The organism is Zobellella endophytica (assembly GCF_003012775.1).
Lineage (GTDB): Bacteria > Pseudomonadota > Gammaproteobacteria > Enterobacterales > Aeromonadaceae > Oceanimonas > Oceanimonas endophytica.
Genome location: NZ_PXYG01000003.1, coordinates 110390 through 125691, shown reverse-complemented (window position 1 = coordinate 125691; position 15302 = coordinate 110390). Strand labels below are relative to the sequence as shown.

Genomic DNA, 15302 nt, shown 5'->3' with positions numbered 1-15302 from the left:
GAAACCATGTCCCTTGCCCACACTGCGGCGAACTGCAGCGTCGCGCCCCACGCGGGCGCGTGGATTGAAACGGCCTGGCGGGCCTGCTCCTGTTGGCGGAACTGGTCGCGCCCCACGCGGGCGCGTGGATTGAAACGAAGGCTTCGCCGTGCTGCAGGACGCCTTTGTCGTCGCGCCCCACGCGGGCGCGTGGATTGAAACATTACTGGTCCTGTTGGTGCCTCAAAAACGTCGAGTCGCGCCCCACGCGGGCGCGTGGATTGAAACTTTTGTCATCGAGAGCAGTCATACCAGGCTCAATGTCGCGCCCCACGCGGGCGCGTGGATTGAAACGGTTAAATCCTAGTTATTGGGGCCTGTTATGACTGTCGCGCCCCACGCGGGCGCGTGGATTGAAACTTCATTAGTGCTTTGATCAGCTCTTTTGAGTACAGTCGCGCCCCACGCGGGCGCGTGGATTGAAACCTCGATATTGTAGGCCGGTTGTCCGGCCTCGTGCGTCGCGCCCCACGCGGGCGCGTGGATTGAAACTTTTTGCCACCGCCTAACTCTTGATCGCGTCCTGTCGCGCCCCACGCGGGCGCGTGGATTGAAACTACTACGACAATTTCTTCTCCGATGCGGAGAGGCGTCGCGCCCCACGCGGGCGCGTGGATTGAAACCAGGTGCCGGACTTGGGCACGCTGTCGATGCCGTGTCGCGCCCCACGCGGGCGCGTGGATTGAAACATTGTTAACCAGTCGTAAAACATGCGGATTCCTGGTCGCGCCCCACGCGGGCGCGTGGATTGAAACAAATTACCCTCCTGAGCAACGCCCCCATACTGGGTCGCGCCCCACGCGGGCGCGTGGATTGAAACAGCATCAGGGGGGCGTAGAGGGGTACGTTCTTTGTCGCGCCCCACGCGGGCGCGTGGATTGAAACGTGCCCACCTCGGCCAAACTGTCCCGCATCGTTGTCGCGCCCCACGCGGGCGCGTGGATTGAAACGCCACTCCAGGCCGATAGTCACGAAGGACACGGCGTCGCGCCCCACGCGGGCGCGTGGATTGAAACAAAAGGTTTGGCATGACGGTCGCCGAATCGACCCGTCGCGCCCCACGCGGGCGCGTGGATTGAAACGGAGCCCTGAACGTCAGCAGCATTGCTATCGCCGGTCGCGCCCCACGCGGGCGCGTGGATTGAAACTGAGAACGTTCCCCGGCCGGGTCAGTAGAATGGTGTCGCGCCCCACGCGGGCGCGTGGATTGAAACTGATCATGATGCTAATCTGTATCTCCGTCTGACGTCGCGCCCCACGCGGGCGCGTGGATTGAAACTGCAATTGCCACTGGTTATGCATTCCGCTGGGTCTGTCGCGCCCCACGCGGGCGCGTGGATTGAAACAAATGCCACGCGCGCTGATGACGAGTAGGGGCTAGTCGCGCCCCACGCGGGCGCGTGGATTGAAACTCAAGTGCTTGATGATTTATTGCCCTATATCTCCGTCGCGCCCCACGCGGGCGCGTGGATTGAAACAAATGCCACGCGCGCTGATGACGAGTAGGGGCTGTCGCGCCCCACGCGGGCGCGTGGATTGAAACAGATAAGCCGGCTTAAACCGGGTCATTGAGCTGCGTCGCGCCCCACGCGGGCGCGTGGATTGAAACTGCATTAACTGCATAATAAAATTCATCAGTGGGTCGTCGCGCCCCACGCGGGCGCGTGGATTGAAACGTCGCCCTTTACAGCTTACGTATCAGGCCCCGGTGTCGCGCCCCACGCGGGCGCGTGGATTGAAACATCGCCTCGCTCAGGTTCTTGACCGTTTGCGGCACGTCGCGCCCCACGCGGGCGCGTGGATTGAAACCGTAACGGAGCGCCGACCGTTTTATCGTTACAAACGTCGCGCCCCACGCGGGCGCGTGGATTGAAACTGGCCGGAGGAAGACGACTGGAGGGCTCAGTTCCGTCGCGCCCCACGCGGGCGCGTGGATTGAAACTATTCGTGGCTCTGTACTGCGCGTTAGCGGCAACGTCGCGCCCCACGCGGGCGCGTGGATTGAAACGTATAACCCGGTGCCTGCTTTTAATAAGACACAGTCGCGCCCCACGCGGGCGCGTGGATTGAAACGACCGTTTCTTGCCCGGTACTCGAACCAAGACGGGGGTCGCGCCCCACGCGGGCGCGTGGATTGAAACTGAAAGGGGCCGGTTGTCCGGCCTCGTGCTGATGTCGCGCCCCACGCGGGCGCGTGGATTGAAACGTATTCGAAGTTGTTCTCCGGTCGTTCGGCATGTCGCGCCCCACGCGGGCGCGTGGATTGAAACGACGCCAAGCAGATTAACGAGGACCTGGCCTCGGGGTCGCGCCCCACGCGGGCGCGTGGATTGAAACGATATACGTGGTCAGCATGCCCGGGAGCGCCTGGGTCGCGCCCCACGCGGGCGCGTGGATTGAAACTGAACCGGGCCCCGAAAGAGCAAGCCGTAGTTCCGTCGCGCCCCACGCGGGCGCGTGGATTGAAACTGAAATCAAGGATTACCTGGACACCAACTACCGCGTCGCGCCCCACGCGGGCGCGTGGATTGAAACCCACTTCTGGGGGTCGTGCTCCGGGAGATTTCGGTCGCGCCCCACGCGGGCGCGTGGATTGAAACAACTCATTGCGCACATGGTCTGGCTGTTTGGAATGTCGCGCCCCACGCGGGCGCGTGGATTGAAACCTCCAGAATCAAGGCGACGCTGCGGCGGCCAACGTCGCGCCCCACGCGGGCGCGTGGATTGAAACCGTGGTGAGCACCCAAATCTCGTCATGGAAGCATGTCGCGCCCCACGCGGGCGCGTGGATTGAAACGAAGCGCACGACACCCTTAAGCGTACAGTAAGTAGTCGCGCCCCACGCGGGCGCGTGGATTGAAACCTGAACTCCCGCTGGACCTCGACATCGTCAGCCAGTCGCGCCCCACGCGGGCGCGTGGATTGAAACAGTGCATTGCGGGGGTCGTTCCGGGAAAGCACTGTCGCGCCCCACGCGGGCGCGTGGATTGAAACACCACGTCCGTCACGCTGAAGATCCGGGCGCTGCAGTCGCGCCCCACGCGGGCGCGTGGATTGAAACGACGATAGCATGGCTGGCCGGTACGTCCGGGTGAGTCGCGCCCCACGCGGGCGCGTGGATTGAAACATCGTCCCGGCAAAACCCGAGGCCAGGTCCTCGTGTCGCGCCCCACGCGGGCGCGTGGATTGAAACCTCGCGTCGACGACGTTGACCTCGATCTTCACCGTCGCGCCCCACGCGGGCGCGTGGATTGAAACAGGCACTGCTCTACCGCCTCGGCGGCGGTGACCAGTCGCGCCCCACGCGGGCGCGTGGATTGAAACATCATTGATCCGAGCGATAAGACCGGCGCTCGGAAGTCGCGCCCCACGCGGGCGCGTGGATTGAAACCAATGCCACGCGCGCTGATGACGAGTCGGGGCTAGTCGCGCCCCACGCGGGCGCGTGGATTGAAACGCGTAGCCCTGGTTGGGGCTGGTCGCATTGTGGGCGTCGCGCCCCACGCGGGCGCGTGGATTGAAACATCCTCAACGTCAGCCGTAAACTGAACAGCTTGGTCGCGCCCCACGCGGGCGCGTGGATTGAAACACCTCGATGGCGAAGTTGGCGGCGCTGACGTTGGTCGCGCCCCACGCGGGCGCGTGGATTGAAACCTCCAGAATCAAGGCGACGCTGCGGCGGCCAACGGTCGCGCCCCACGCGGGCGCGTGGATTGAAACGACTTCGCCCCGGAATGGGCGTCCCCTGTCGAGCAGTCGCGCCCCACGCGGGCGCGTGGATTGAAACGAGAGCTGGCGCCGAATGCGGCACTACGACCTGCGTCGCGCCCCACGCGGGCGCGTGGATTGAAACCAAAATCTGGCCCGCCCCGAGCGATACCTTGAGGTCGCGCCCCACGCGGGCGCGTGGATTGAAACAGCTTTCCGCCAGCCTGCGCAACTGCTCGCTGGGTCGCGCCCCACGCGGGCGCGTGGATTGAAACGTGGCTAGCCACCCGATCGCGGGTTTCGGCCGCCGTCGCGCCCCACGCGGGCGCGTGGATTGAAACATCAGCATATTCGCAAGCTGGTCGGACGCCATATGTCGCGCCCCACGCGGGCGCGTGGATTGAAACCTATATCGCGGGCTTGTCTACGCTCCGTTATCGTCGCGCCCCACGCGGGCGCGTGGATTGAAACCCAGGACATGCCCGGTAGGGCATACAGACCATCGGTCGCGCCCCACGCGGGCGCGTGGATTGAAACCATTTTTTTCCGTGTCCCATTATGCTTATCCATGTCGCGCCCCACGCGGGCGCGTGGATTGAAACTCCCCTGCTAGCTTTTGGATAATGGCGCTCCATGGTCGCGCCCCACGCGGGCGCGTGGATTGAAACCGTTGTTCACGTCTGCTAGGTATGCGGTGGAGAAAGTCGCGCCCCACGCGGGCGCGTGGATTGAAACACGGCTGTCTGGTTGCTCACGCTGATGCTATCTCGTCGCGCCCCACGCGGGCGCGTGGATTGAAACATCTGGATCTAAAGAATTATGGGCCACCGTTTCCGTCGCGCCCCACGCGGGCGCGTGGATTGAAACTATCGAGTTGTTTGCTCCTGATTTTTGCGGGGAGGTCGCGCCCCACGCGGGCGCGTGGATTGAAACCTCAAAAATCTGGCGAACAAAACGAAATAGAACGTCGCGCCCCACGCGGGCGCGTGGATTGAAACGTGGCTCAGGGTAACGTAGCTGCCGTTGACCACAGGTCGCGCCCCACGCGGGCGCGTGGATTGAAACCTGCCGTATCAGTCGGGGTGGATCAAAGACAACGTCGCGCCCCACGCGGGCGCGTGGATTGAAACCTGGCCCGCCTGGATGATCGGCTTGAGCAGGGCAAGTCGCGCCCCACGCGGGCGCGTGGATTGAAACAATTTGGGAATGCGGCGCATGTAAGTGGGCTGGCGTCGCGCCCCACGCGGGCGCGTGGATTGAAACTACGGCTTTCGGGTGGTGGAGCCGCACCACGACGTCGCGCCCCACGCGGGCGCGTGGATTGAAACTGCGGATAGCTCGACGCAAGCAGCGAGCAAGGAAGTCGCGCCCCACGCGGGCGCGTGGATTGAAACATATTCAGCGGCTGATTACTTACTGTACGCTTAAGGTCGCGCCCCACGCGGGCGCGTGGATTGAAACAATGGTGATTGCGAATCCCTGACGCTGGATGAAGGTCGCGCCCCACGCGGGCGCGTGGATTGAAACGCCAGATTGAAGACGTGCTGTACGAAGAGCGCCGTCGCGCCCCACGCGGGCGCGTGGATTGAAACGACATCTGCCACCCCATCGTCGAACGGGTCGGCGGTCGCGCCCCACGCGGGCGCGTGGATTGAAACAACGAGCAGGGCGTGGCCACCACCACCGTGGTGAGTCGCGCCCCACGCGGGCGCGTGGATTGAAACGGCACTCATGCGGGGATCACCCGGTAGCGGACAAGTCGCGCCCCACGCGGGCGCGTGGATTGAAACATCCAGCAACATCACCACGCTGCCGCGCGGCACGTCGCGCCCCACGCGGGCGCGTGGATTGAAACAGCAACAACACAGCAGAAGAGCCACAACAGCTGTTGTCGCGCCCCACGCGGGCGCGTGGATTGAAACAGCCTGCGTTCGGCTGATGACGGCCTGGACGTGGTCGCGCCCCACGCGGGCGCGTGGATTGAAACGGGTCGGTGGTGAAGCGGATGTCCGCCACCCCGGGTCGCGCCCCACGCGGGCGCGTGGATTGAAACGCCATGACTGAGGCTGGCTCGCAGCAGGGGATGGTCGCGCCCCACGCGGGCGCGTGGATTGAAACATTTTGGCTGAGATCAACAGGTTGGAGGATGCCTGTCGCGCCCCACGCGGGCGCGTGGATTGAAACTCCAGGTTGGCGGCCAGCTGGGCGTACTCGTAATGTCGCGCCCCACGCGGGCGCGTGGATTGAAACTCCTACCCCTGTGCCGCGAGGTGCCGGTGGCTGGGTCGCGCCCCACGCGGGCGCGTGGATTGAAACCCCTATGCACGGCCGCACTGGTGTTTTAACCACGTCGCGCCCCACGCGGGCGCGTGGATTGAAACACGCTGGCGGCCACGGCGGTGAGGCCGCCGCCCAAGTCGCGCCCCACGCGGGCGCGTGGATTGAAACGTTGAGCTCGGGCACGTGCATAAAGCGGTTTTCGTCGCGCCCCACGCGGGCGCGTGGATTGAAACGCGACCCGGGCTCCAGCCGTTTCTACCTGTCGATGGTCGCGCCCCACGCGGGCGCGTGGATTGAAACCTGCGCGGCCAGCAGCATGTCGCGGAACTGCTCCAGTCGCGCCCCACGCGGGCGCGTGGATTGAAACGGACCCGTGATGCGATCCAGCAGCGGATTGCCAAGTCGCGCCCCACGCGGGCGCGTGGATTGAAACTTCCCAGTTGCGGCGGACGCGGGTGGCTTCCACGGTCGCGCCCCACGCGGGCGCGTGGATTGAAACAAATGACCCCCCTCCTATATATAGGCAGCATCAGGTCGCGCCCCACGCGGGCGCGTGGATTGAAACGCCCTGGGTGTCCCACGTGCATCGTCGAACCGATGTCGCGCCCCACGCGGGCGCGTGGATTGAAACGGCCAGCCAGCGCCGGGCCTGGCGGGCCTGATGTGTCGCGCCCCACGCGGGCGCGTGGATTGAAACATGGCAGGGCTGCTCAATGCGGATGATGGGGCGGTCGCGCCCCACGCGGGCGCGTGGATTGAAACATAAGGAGCAACGACCATGTTCGGACAACAACAAGTCGCGCCCCACGCGGGCGCGTGGATTGAAACGTGGAGTCGGTGGAGTAGTGCCGTGGTGCCCTGCGTCGCGCCCCACGCGGGCGCGTGGATTGAAACACTGGCCTTGTCCGCCCGTTCGCTGGGTACGGGGGTCGCGCCCCACGCGGGCGCGTGGATTGAAACCGGCGTGGGGCGCGGGGGCCAGCAGTTGCTCGGGGGTCGCGCCCCACGCGGGCGCGTGGATTGAAACCAGTTGATCGCGGTCTCGGCGGTGTATGTGGCAAGTCGCGCCCCACGCGGGCGCGTGGATTGAAACGACTCCGAAGAGGTGCTGCTCGACAAGCTCCCCGGTCGCGCCCCACGCGGGCGCGTGGATTGAAACTATGAGGCCATGTTTTCCTGTCGTCGTTCATCGGTCGAGCCCCACGCGGGCGCGTGGATTGAAACTACCAGCCACCGGCCGACGATATTGCCGTTGGTGTCGCGCCCCACGCGGGCGCGTGGATTGAAACAGGTTGAGGATGTCCTCATCGGCTTTCTGGCGGGTCGCGCCCCACGCGGGCGCGTGGATTGAAACTGGGGCAGTGGGAGCAGAGCCGGGGCGAGCGGCGTCGCGCCCCACGCGGGCGCGTGGATTGAAACCTGGTGGATGCGGATATCGCCCCGGCCGCCGCCCGTCGCGCCCCACGCGGGCGCGTGGATTGAAACCAACCACGTTTACGAACAAGGCGAAACCAATTAAGTCGCGCCCCACGCGGGCGCGTGGATTGAAACATCTCGTCCGTCGTCTCGAACTCGGTGCCGCTGGGTCGCGCCCCACGCGGGCGCGTGGATTGAAACTGGCAAGGTGTACGTGATCAGCCGACGGAACCCCGTCGCGCCCCACGCGGGCGCGTGGATTGAAACTGAACCGGAAGGAGATAAAAACATGAAACTGAATGTCGCGCCCCACGCGGGCGCGTGGATTGAAACCAATTATTAGTACCGTTTTTCGCATGATTTTTAGTCGCGCCCCACGCGGGCGCGTGGATTGAAACCGTCGGCCTTGCACGTGATTATCTGGCGGCTGGTGTCGCGCCCCACGCGGGCGCGTGGATTGAAACGTCTTTTTGTTACTCATTATGCAGACGGCGATAAGTCGCGCCCCACGCGGGCGCGTGGATTGAAACATTACCCTTGATTGGCACTCTCGTGATGATGTCGTCGCGCCCCACGCGGGCGCGTGGATTGAAACGAGGCGTAATCCGGCAGCTCGAGCTCTACGCCAAGTCGCGCCCCACGCGGGCGCGTGGATTGAAACCTGCTCCACCCGCTGCTGCTGTGGGGCTGCGCGGTCGCGCCCCACGCGGGCGCGTGGATTGAAACAAAACTGAATAACCTGAGTAAGCAGAATGTCGGCTGTCGCGCCCCACGCGGGCGCGTGGATTGAAACCGATCATGGCACTGCCGCCTTGCCACTGGGCGTTGTCGCGCCCCACGCGGGCGCGTGGATTGAAACAACGCATACGAGCAAAGCACATCCCAGGGGCGCCGTCGCGCCCCACGCGGGCGCGTGGATTGAAACGTGGTGCAGCAGGCCGGCCAGGCCCTGCGCGAACGTCGCGCCCCACGCGGGCGCGTGGATTGAAACCGCTACGGCAAGGGGCGGGTCAACCGCAAGCTGCGGTCGCGCCCCACGCGGGCGCGTGGATTGAAACGCTTTCGGCCACGCCCTGGCTGAGGTCGTCGAAGTCGCGCCCCACGCGGGCGCGTGGATTGAAACATTACTAGCGTCTCCCTGGTTTCGTTTGTTAATTGTCGCGCCCCACGCGGGCGCGTGGATTGAAACTTTGCGAATGGGCCGCCCCAGTTTGCGATTTTTTGTCGCGCCCCACGCGGGCGCGTGGATTGAAACATAATCCTGACCAACGGCAAAACCATCGATATTGTCGCGCCCCACGCGGGCGCGTGGATTGAAACGCAACACGCAGATCTAAAGCATAATGAGAGGCATGTCGCGCCCCACGCGGGCGCGTGGATTGAAACGTGGTGCAGCAGGCCGGCCAGGCCCTGCGCGAACCGTCGCGCCCCACGCGGGCGCGTGGATTGAAACGGCGACAGCTGCCGGCTGGTGCTGGACGACACCAGTCGCGCCCCACGCGGGCGCGTGGATTGAAACATGGCCTTATCAGACGCGAAACTCAGGAAAATCGTCGCGCCCCACGCGGGCGCGTGGATTGAAACTACCCAAAATGTGACGGTGTCATCTGTTTTACAGTCGCGCCCCACGCGGGCGCGTGGATTGAAACGCAACAAGGCGTGCCGCCCCGCATTTCTGGCCTTTGTCGCGCCCCACGCGGGCGCGTGGATTGAAACTGCACTTCATCCGCCAGAATGGTGGCCACGGTGGGCGTCGCGCCCCACGCGGGCGCGTGGATTGAAACGTTGCTCACCGTTTGCAGCATCTCGCCCAGCATGTCGCGCCCCACGCGGGCGCGTGGATTGAAACTACGGCATCGGGGGTGATCGGCATGGTTAGACCTGTCGCGCCCCACGCGGGCGCGTGGATTGAAACAGCCCCATGGCCTTGGGGAACTCGGCGTAAAACGTCGCGCCCCACGCGGGCGCGTGGATTGAAACGTATCCGATGCGTGAATACATGTCGCGGGTATGGTCGCGCCCCACGCGGGCGCGTGGATTGAAACATATAACTCAATTTGGAGGTTTGTGTGGAAGCTAAGTCGCGCCCCACGCGGGCGCGTGGATTGAAACAGCTGCTGCAGCAGGTCGGTATCCAGTAGCGGTATCGTCGCGCCCCACGCGGGCGCGTGGATTGAAACACGGAAAGGTCAGCGGCGGATCAGCCCGGTTTATGTCGCGCCCCACGCGGGCGCGTGGATTGAAACGACACCACAATGTCTGCCGAAGAAGCCATCGCCAGTCGCGCCCCACGCGGGCGCATGGATTGAAACACCTCAACACCCGGGAAGTTGCCCTGCTGCTCCACGTCGCGCCCCACGCGGGCGCGTGGATTGAAACCAATATCAGCGTAGTGTGGTGCTGAACCTCTACAGTCGCGCCCCACGCGGGCGCGTGGATTGAAACCCACGAGCATCTTCAACAGCGTTCGCGTATTTTGTCGCGCCTCACGCGGGCGCGTGGATTGAAACAGCCAGTACCGCCAGCATCGCAGTGGTCTGCTCGTGTCGCGCCCCACGCGGGCGCGTGGATTGAAACATCAGAACCCCCACTTTGCAGTGAGCGCGTTGTGTCGCGCCCCACGCGGGCGCGTGGATTGAAACTTGAGCCAGGCGACGCGCTCGATGCCGCACTGCGTCGCGCCCCACGCGGGCGCGTGGATTGAAACTGGATGCTTTCGGCGGCAGTCAGCATGTGATTTTGTCGCGCCCCACGCGGGCGCGTGGATTGAAACGTTGTAGCGGGCGATGATGGCGCCGGTGATGGTGGTCGCGCCCCACGCGGGCGCGTGGATTGAAACTTGAGGTTGTGGTACACGTGCGGGTGGAACGCAAGTCGCGCCCCACGCGGGCGCGTGGATTGAAACGTTGGTAGTGGGGTTGAGATAGAAATCCCGGCGGGTCGCGCCCCACGCGGGCGCGTGGATTGAAACTGCTCCAAGTCTTGCAAGGCCAGACAAAATCCAACGTCGCGCCCCACGCGGGCGCGTGGATTGAAACATTTTTTTGCGCATATGCCGCCCCCCGCAGGCGCGGGGATAAACCGTCATGGTTATCGAAGCCTGGCTTAACCAGTCACCTGCTTCCTCTAAGTGAGACTTCAGCTCTCTTAGCAGCTGCAAGGATATACTCGACAATCGGGCGGCTTACTGTTTCCCCAATTCCAGTGTTTCGACATTTTCAGGGGTGATGAGCTGGTAGGGGATCATGATGCTTTGCTCCACGCTTTCTCCCCGGGCCAGTTTGACCGCGGTGGTTACCGACTCACGGCCCTGGCCGGCGGCGTCCTGGAACACGGTCACATCGAGCAGCCCCTTGTCCATAAAGGCCAGGGCATCGGGGGTGGCGTCGATGCCGCCGACGATCACGTCTTTTTTGCCGGATTGTTGCAGGGCCATGATGGCGCCAATGGCCATTTCATCGTTGTTGGATACCACGGCGTCGATGTCCAGGCCGGAGAGCAGCCAGTTGGAGGTAATGTCCACGCCTTCGTTGCGGTAAAAATTACCGGTCTGTTTGTCGAGAATGCGAATGCCGGGATATTTGGCCACCACTTCTTCCACCCCTTTGGTTCTCTCGCGGGTGGCCTCGTTGGAAAGCACGCCGAGCAATATCACGATATTGCCTTCGCCTCCCATTTTTTCGGCGATGTATTCCATTTGCATCAGGCCGGCCAGTCTGGAATCGGAGCCCACGAAGGCCGTGTTGGCGGGTAGCTCGCTTTCCGGCTTGTTAACCACAAATACCAGCGGAATGCCGGCTTCCTGCGCCCGTTTCACCAGCGGCTGTACGGCCTGGGTATCGACCGGAATGGTGATGATGGCGTCCACGCCCTGGTCGACAAAGTTTTCGATGTGCTGCACCTGTTGGGCCACGTCGCCCTTGGCGTCCTCAAAGTGGGCGCTGACCCCGTCCATCTCCTGTATTTGCTGCTGCATGGCCTGGCGCACCAGGGTCAGGTAGTTATGGTTGAAGTAGGCCACCGAGACCCCGAGCTTGAGCTCTTCGGCCATGGAGGAAAAAGGCAGGGTTGAGGCCAGGGCCGACGCCAGTATGACTTTTTTGAGCCGCATAATGATTCCTTTCCTTGGTTTGTTTACATTCGGATAGTGGACGTTATTTTTGAAATTTTATTTTCATTTTAAATGTTTATGAAATTAATGAATCACTTGCTCTGCTGCAACCAGATTGCAACAACAACGGTCGTTTTTTTGATGCGGCTCTTGTTTTTTCCCCGCTTTAGCGATTCGGAGCATAGTGAGCTACGCTCAATATGTAAGTCATGGCTGAGGAGGAGATATGCGTAAAGTTGTTTCTGCCCTGTTGGCCGGGGTGTTGGCCCTGGCGAGCGGTGCGGCACTGGCAAGCAGCTGTCCCGCTCATATGGCAGCGATAGACGCCAAGCTTGCGGAAAATCCCATGCTGTCGGCGGAGGATGCGGCGAAAGTGGCCGAACTGCGCGCCGAAGGTGAAGCCAAGCACAACGCGGGTGAGCATGCGGAGTCTATGCGTTTGCTGGCCGAGGCAGAGCAAATACTGGGTATTTAAGATCACTGGATTAAGTGAAAGCCCCGCCGGCGTGTTGGCCCGCGGGGCTTTTTTCGTTGCCTGGCCCGGAGCGCGGGCATGAAGAGGAGCAGGGGATGATCGAGTGGCCGGCCATTATCGAGTTTGCCGATGGCCACGGCTTTGCCTGGCTGGCGGGGGCGCAGGACTTGCCGGAGCAGCATCCGCATCAGCACGACCGGCTGATCGACAGCCGGGGGCGGGTACACCTTTTGTCGCAGGCGGCCGGCGGCACCCTGTACTGGCGGCGGCAGCAGCGGTTACTATCGCTGCCCGAGCTGAATGACGGGCTCAGGGCCTATGCCGCCCGGTTGGGCATTTGCTGCATCGGCAAGCTGGTGGTGCGCACCCCGGCCGAGGCGGTGGCCCTGGTCGCCTGGCTGGAGCAACAGTAAAAAAAGTGAGGTAGTGGTGATAACACAACAATACGCGCGCTGGCTGTGGTGGTTGCCGGTGCTGCTGCTGGTGCAGGCCTGCTCCAGCGATCCCGGGCCGGCCACGTCGCCGGCCTCGTCCGGTTACAGTGCCGAGGGCAAGGCGTCGTTCTATGGCAGCCGCCATCATGGCCGCAAAACCGCCAGCGGCGAGCGGTTCGACAAGAACGCCCTTACCGCCGCCCACAAGACCCTGCCGTTCGGCAGCCGGGTGCGGGTGGTGAACCTGCGCAACCGGCAGTCGGTGGTGGTGCGCATCAACGACCGCGGCCCCTATGCCAGGGGGCGGATCATCGACCTGTCCGAGCAGGCGGCGCGGCAGCTCAACATGATCCGCGATGGGGTGGTGCCGGTGCGGCTGGAGCTGCTGGAATAAGGCTCAGTTGCAGGTAGCGGACCGGGGCCGGCCAGTCCCGGGCCCGGGCGGGCACTCCGCCGCCGCCGCTCAGCAGGCGGGCGGCGCCTATCCAGCCCGCGTGGCCCACCGCCAGCACCGGCGTCGCCGGCAGGGCGTGCAGCCAGCCGGCCACCCGGGCGAACAGCGCCGTCAGGCTCTCTCCGTCGCCGGGGGCATAACCGGCAAAGTCGGCGCACCAGGCGTCGATGTCCCGTTTCGCTATCTGCCGCCAGGGGCGCCCGTCCCAGCCGCCAAAATCGACCTCCACCAGGCCGGAGTCCACCCGGCAGTGCCAGCCGCGCCTGGCCAGTATCCTGCCAACTCCCAGCGAACGTTGCAGCGGGCTGACCCGGATCTCCCGGGGCAGCCGGTGGCGCCGGGCGAAGCGCTGGATGCGATTGGCCAGCCGGCGCAGCTTGCGCGGATCCACCCCCAGATCGGTGCGCCCCAGGCACAGGCCGGCGGCGCCGAGGGGGCGGGGATGGCGCCAGATATAGAGCGTCACAGCGGCAGCTGGGCGGCGATGCCCGCGTAGCAGGCCAGCTCGCACAGTTGCTGGGTGGCGCCGAGGCCGTCGCCGGTATAACCGCCGAGCCGGCGTTTCAGCAGGCGGCGCATATGGTCGGTCACCAGCAGCCCCAGGCCCAGCGGCAGCAGCCACTGCAGCGGCGAGAACTGCGGCAGCCAGTAGCAGGCCAGCAGCAGCGGCAGCAGCAGCCACAGGGCGCCGATCAGGCCCTGGCCCGGGGTCAGTTGCTGGGCCATGGGCTTGGCCTTGGCGTGGTCGAGGTCGCCGCCGTAGGGCAGCAGGGCAATCAGGCTGATACAGGCCAGCCGCGAGCCGCCGTGGCCGATGATCAGCGCCGCCACCGCCAGCCCGGCCGGCATGCTCGCCAGCAGGCTCACTTTCAGCAGCAGCGCCAGCACCAGCCCCAGGGTGCCGAAGGTGCCCAGGCGCGAGTCTTTCATGATGGTCAGCGCGCTTTCCCGGGTGAGCCCGCCGCCCAGGCCGTCGCAGGTATCGGCCAGGCCGTCTTCATGAAAGGCGCCGGTGAGCCGGATGCCGAAGGCGGTGCTGACCACCGCCGCCACCAGCGGGGTGAACCACAGGCTGGCGAGCCAGTACAGGGCGGCGCACAGTCCCCCCACCAGCAGCCCCACTGCCGGAAAGTAGCGGCTGCTCTGGTGCAGCCAGTCCGGCTGGTAGTGCGTCAGGGCCGGCACCGGCAGCCGGGTCAGAAACTGGATGGCCACCAGCAGCAGGCGCAGTTCGTGGTACAGCATGGCTTAGCCCCGCGCGCCGATGCCGGCGTCGGCGAAGCTGGCCATCTCGTCGAGAAAGGCGCAGGCCGACTGCAGCAGCGGGTAGGCCAGGGCAGCGCCGCTGCCTTCGCCCAGGCGCAGGTCCAGGGCCAGCAGCGGCTCGGCCTCCAGCAGGCGCAGCAGGTGGCCGTGGCCGGGCTCGGCGGAGCGGTGGGCAAATACCGCGAACCGGCGCACCCCGGGGGCCAGGCGCTCGGCCACCAGCAGCGCGACTCCGGCGATAAAGCCGTCCATCAGCAGGACGCGGCGCTGGCTGGCGGCCATGATCAGCGCCCCCGCCATCATGGCGATTTCCAGCCCGCCCAGGGCGGCGAGGGCGTCGAAGGGCGATTGCGCCCCGGCATGGCGGGCCAGCACCTGCGCCAGCACCCGGCGCTTGCGGGCCAGGGCCGGGTCGTCCAGCCCGGTGCCGCGGCCGGTGCAGTCTTCGATGGGCAAGTCGCCCAGCCGGGCCAGCAGCAGGCTGGCGGCCGAGGTGTTGCCGATGCCCATCTCGCCGACGATCAGCAGGTTGCCGGCCATGTCCCGGGCCAGCTCCATGCCCCGGCGGAGGGCGGCGTGGCATTCGGCGTCGGTCATGGCGGCCTGGTGCAGGGTGTCCCGGGTGCCGCGCCGGATCTTGCAGTCGAGCAGATCCGGGTGGGGGGCAAAGTCCGCATCCACGCCCGCGTCCACCACCTTTAGCGCCAACTGGTGCTGGCGGGCGAACACGTTGATGGCCGCGCCGCCCTGCAGGAAGTTGTGCACCATCTGGGCGGTAACCACGCTGGGGTAGGCCGACACCCCGTGCCGGTTCAGGCCGTGATCGGCGGCGAACACCCGGATTTGCGGCGCCACCAGGCGGGGTGTCGGGCTGTCCTGGATCAGGCCCAGTTGCAGGGCCAGGAATTCCAGCCGCCCCAGGGCGCCCCTGGGCTTGGTCTTGTTGTCGATGGCCTGCTGCAGGGCGAGCCGCAGGGCGGGGTTGGCCGGCACGGGAATTGCGGGCACTATGAACGGATGAGGCATGGGAGTTCGGATCCGGAAAAACTGGACTCATATGCTAGCAGAAGTGGCGGGGAACCGGGATCCGCTTTGCGGGCCCTATTTCAATCAGCGAGT

Annotated in this window: 7 protein-coding genes and 1 CRISPR repeat array (1 of these 8 cut by a window edge); of the genes, 3 read left to right on the top strand and 4 right to left on the bottom strand. The window is 64.9% G+C overall.

What is annotated here, in order from left to right:
• Nucleotides 1-10481: direct repeats of the CRISPR family, unit length 32 nt; unit sequence GTCGCGCCCCACGCGGGCGCGTGGATTGAAAC (it extends 225 nt beyond the left edge of the window).
• Nucleotides 10482-10627: 146 nt separating this feature from the next.
• On the bottom strand, nucleotides 10628-11554 hold the full coding sequence (locus C7H85_RS09640; protein WP_106729500.1) for a sugar ABC transporter substrate-binding protein: 927 nt from the start codon (nucleotides 11552-11554) through the stop codon (nucleotides 10628-10630).
• A 226-nt stretch (nucleotides 11555-11780) separates the two neighbouring features.
• On the opposite strand from C7H85_RS09640, the gene C7H85_RS09635 reads away from it, so the two are divergent.
• The 3 genes from C7H85_RS09635 (at nucleotide 11781) to C7H85_RS09625 (ending at nucleotide 12857) form a co-directional block, all read left to right on the top strand.
• Nucleotides 11781-12029, top strand: a complete 249-nt coding sequence (locus tag C7H85_RS09635) for a hypothetical protein (RefSeq protein WP_106729499.1) — start codon at nucleotides 11781-11783, stop codon at nucleotides 12027-12029.
• Between the two features lie 95 nt (nucleotides 12030-12124).
• A complete protein-coding gene (locus tag C7H85_RS09630; RefSeq protein ID WP_106729498.1) occupies nucleotides 12125-12442 on the top strand; it encodes a DUF4144 family protein in 318 nt (105 codons plus the stop codon).
• 16 nt (nucleotides 12443-12458) lie between these two features.
• Nucleotides 12459-12857, top strand: a complete 399-nt coding sequence (locus tag C7H85_RS09625) for a septal ring lytic transglycosylase RlpA family protein (RefSeq protein WP_245879631.1) — start codon at nucleotides 12459-12461, stop codon at nucleotides 12855-12857.
• Here the strand turns inward: C7H85_RS09625 and C7H85_RS09620 are convergent.
• The 3 genes from C7H85_RS09620 to cobT are packed head-to-tail and all read right to left on the bottom strand — an operon-like array spanning nucleotide 12805 to nucleotide 15209.
• Nucleotides 12805-13383: a histidine phosphatase family protein gene (locus C7H85_RS09620; protein WP_106729496.1), complete on the bottom strand. Its 579-nt coding sequence runs from the start codon at nucleotides 13381-13383 to the stop codon at nucleotides 12805-12807. The genes C7H85_RS09625 and C7H85_RS09620 overlap by 53 nt on opposite strands.
• The gene (gene cobS / locus C7H85_RS09615) at nucleotides 13380-14162 is read right to left on the bottom strand and encodes an adenosylcobinamide-GDP ribazoletransferase (RefSeq protein ID WP_106729495.1); all 783 of its coding nucleotides are present in this window, start codon (nucleotides 14160-14162) and stop codon (nucleotides 13380-13382) included. Before cobS ends, C7H85_RS09620 begins: the two co-directional genes overlap by 4 nt.
• A gap of 3 nt (nucleotides 14163-14165) precedes the next feature.
• Nucleotides 14166-15209 carry a nicotinate-nucleotide--dimethylbenzimidazole phosphoribosyltransferase gene (cobT, locus tag C7H85_RS09610; protein ID WP_106729494.1) on the bottom strand — a complete coding sequence of 348 codons (1044 nt, stop codon included), beginning with the start codon at nucleotides 15207-15209 and terminating at the stop codon, nucleotides 14166-14168.
• Between the last annotated feature and the right edge of the window lie 93 nt (nucleotides 15210-15302).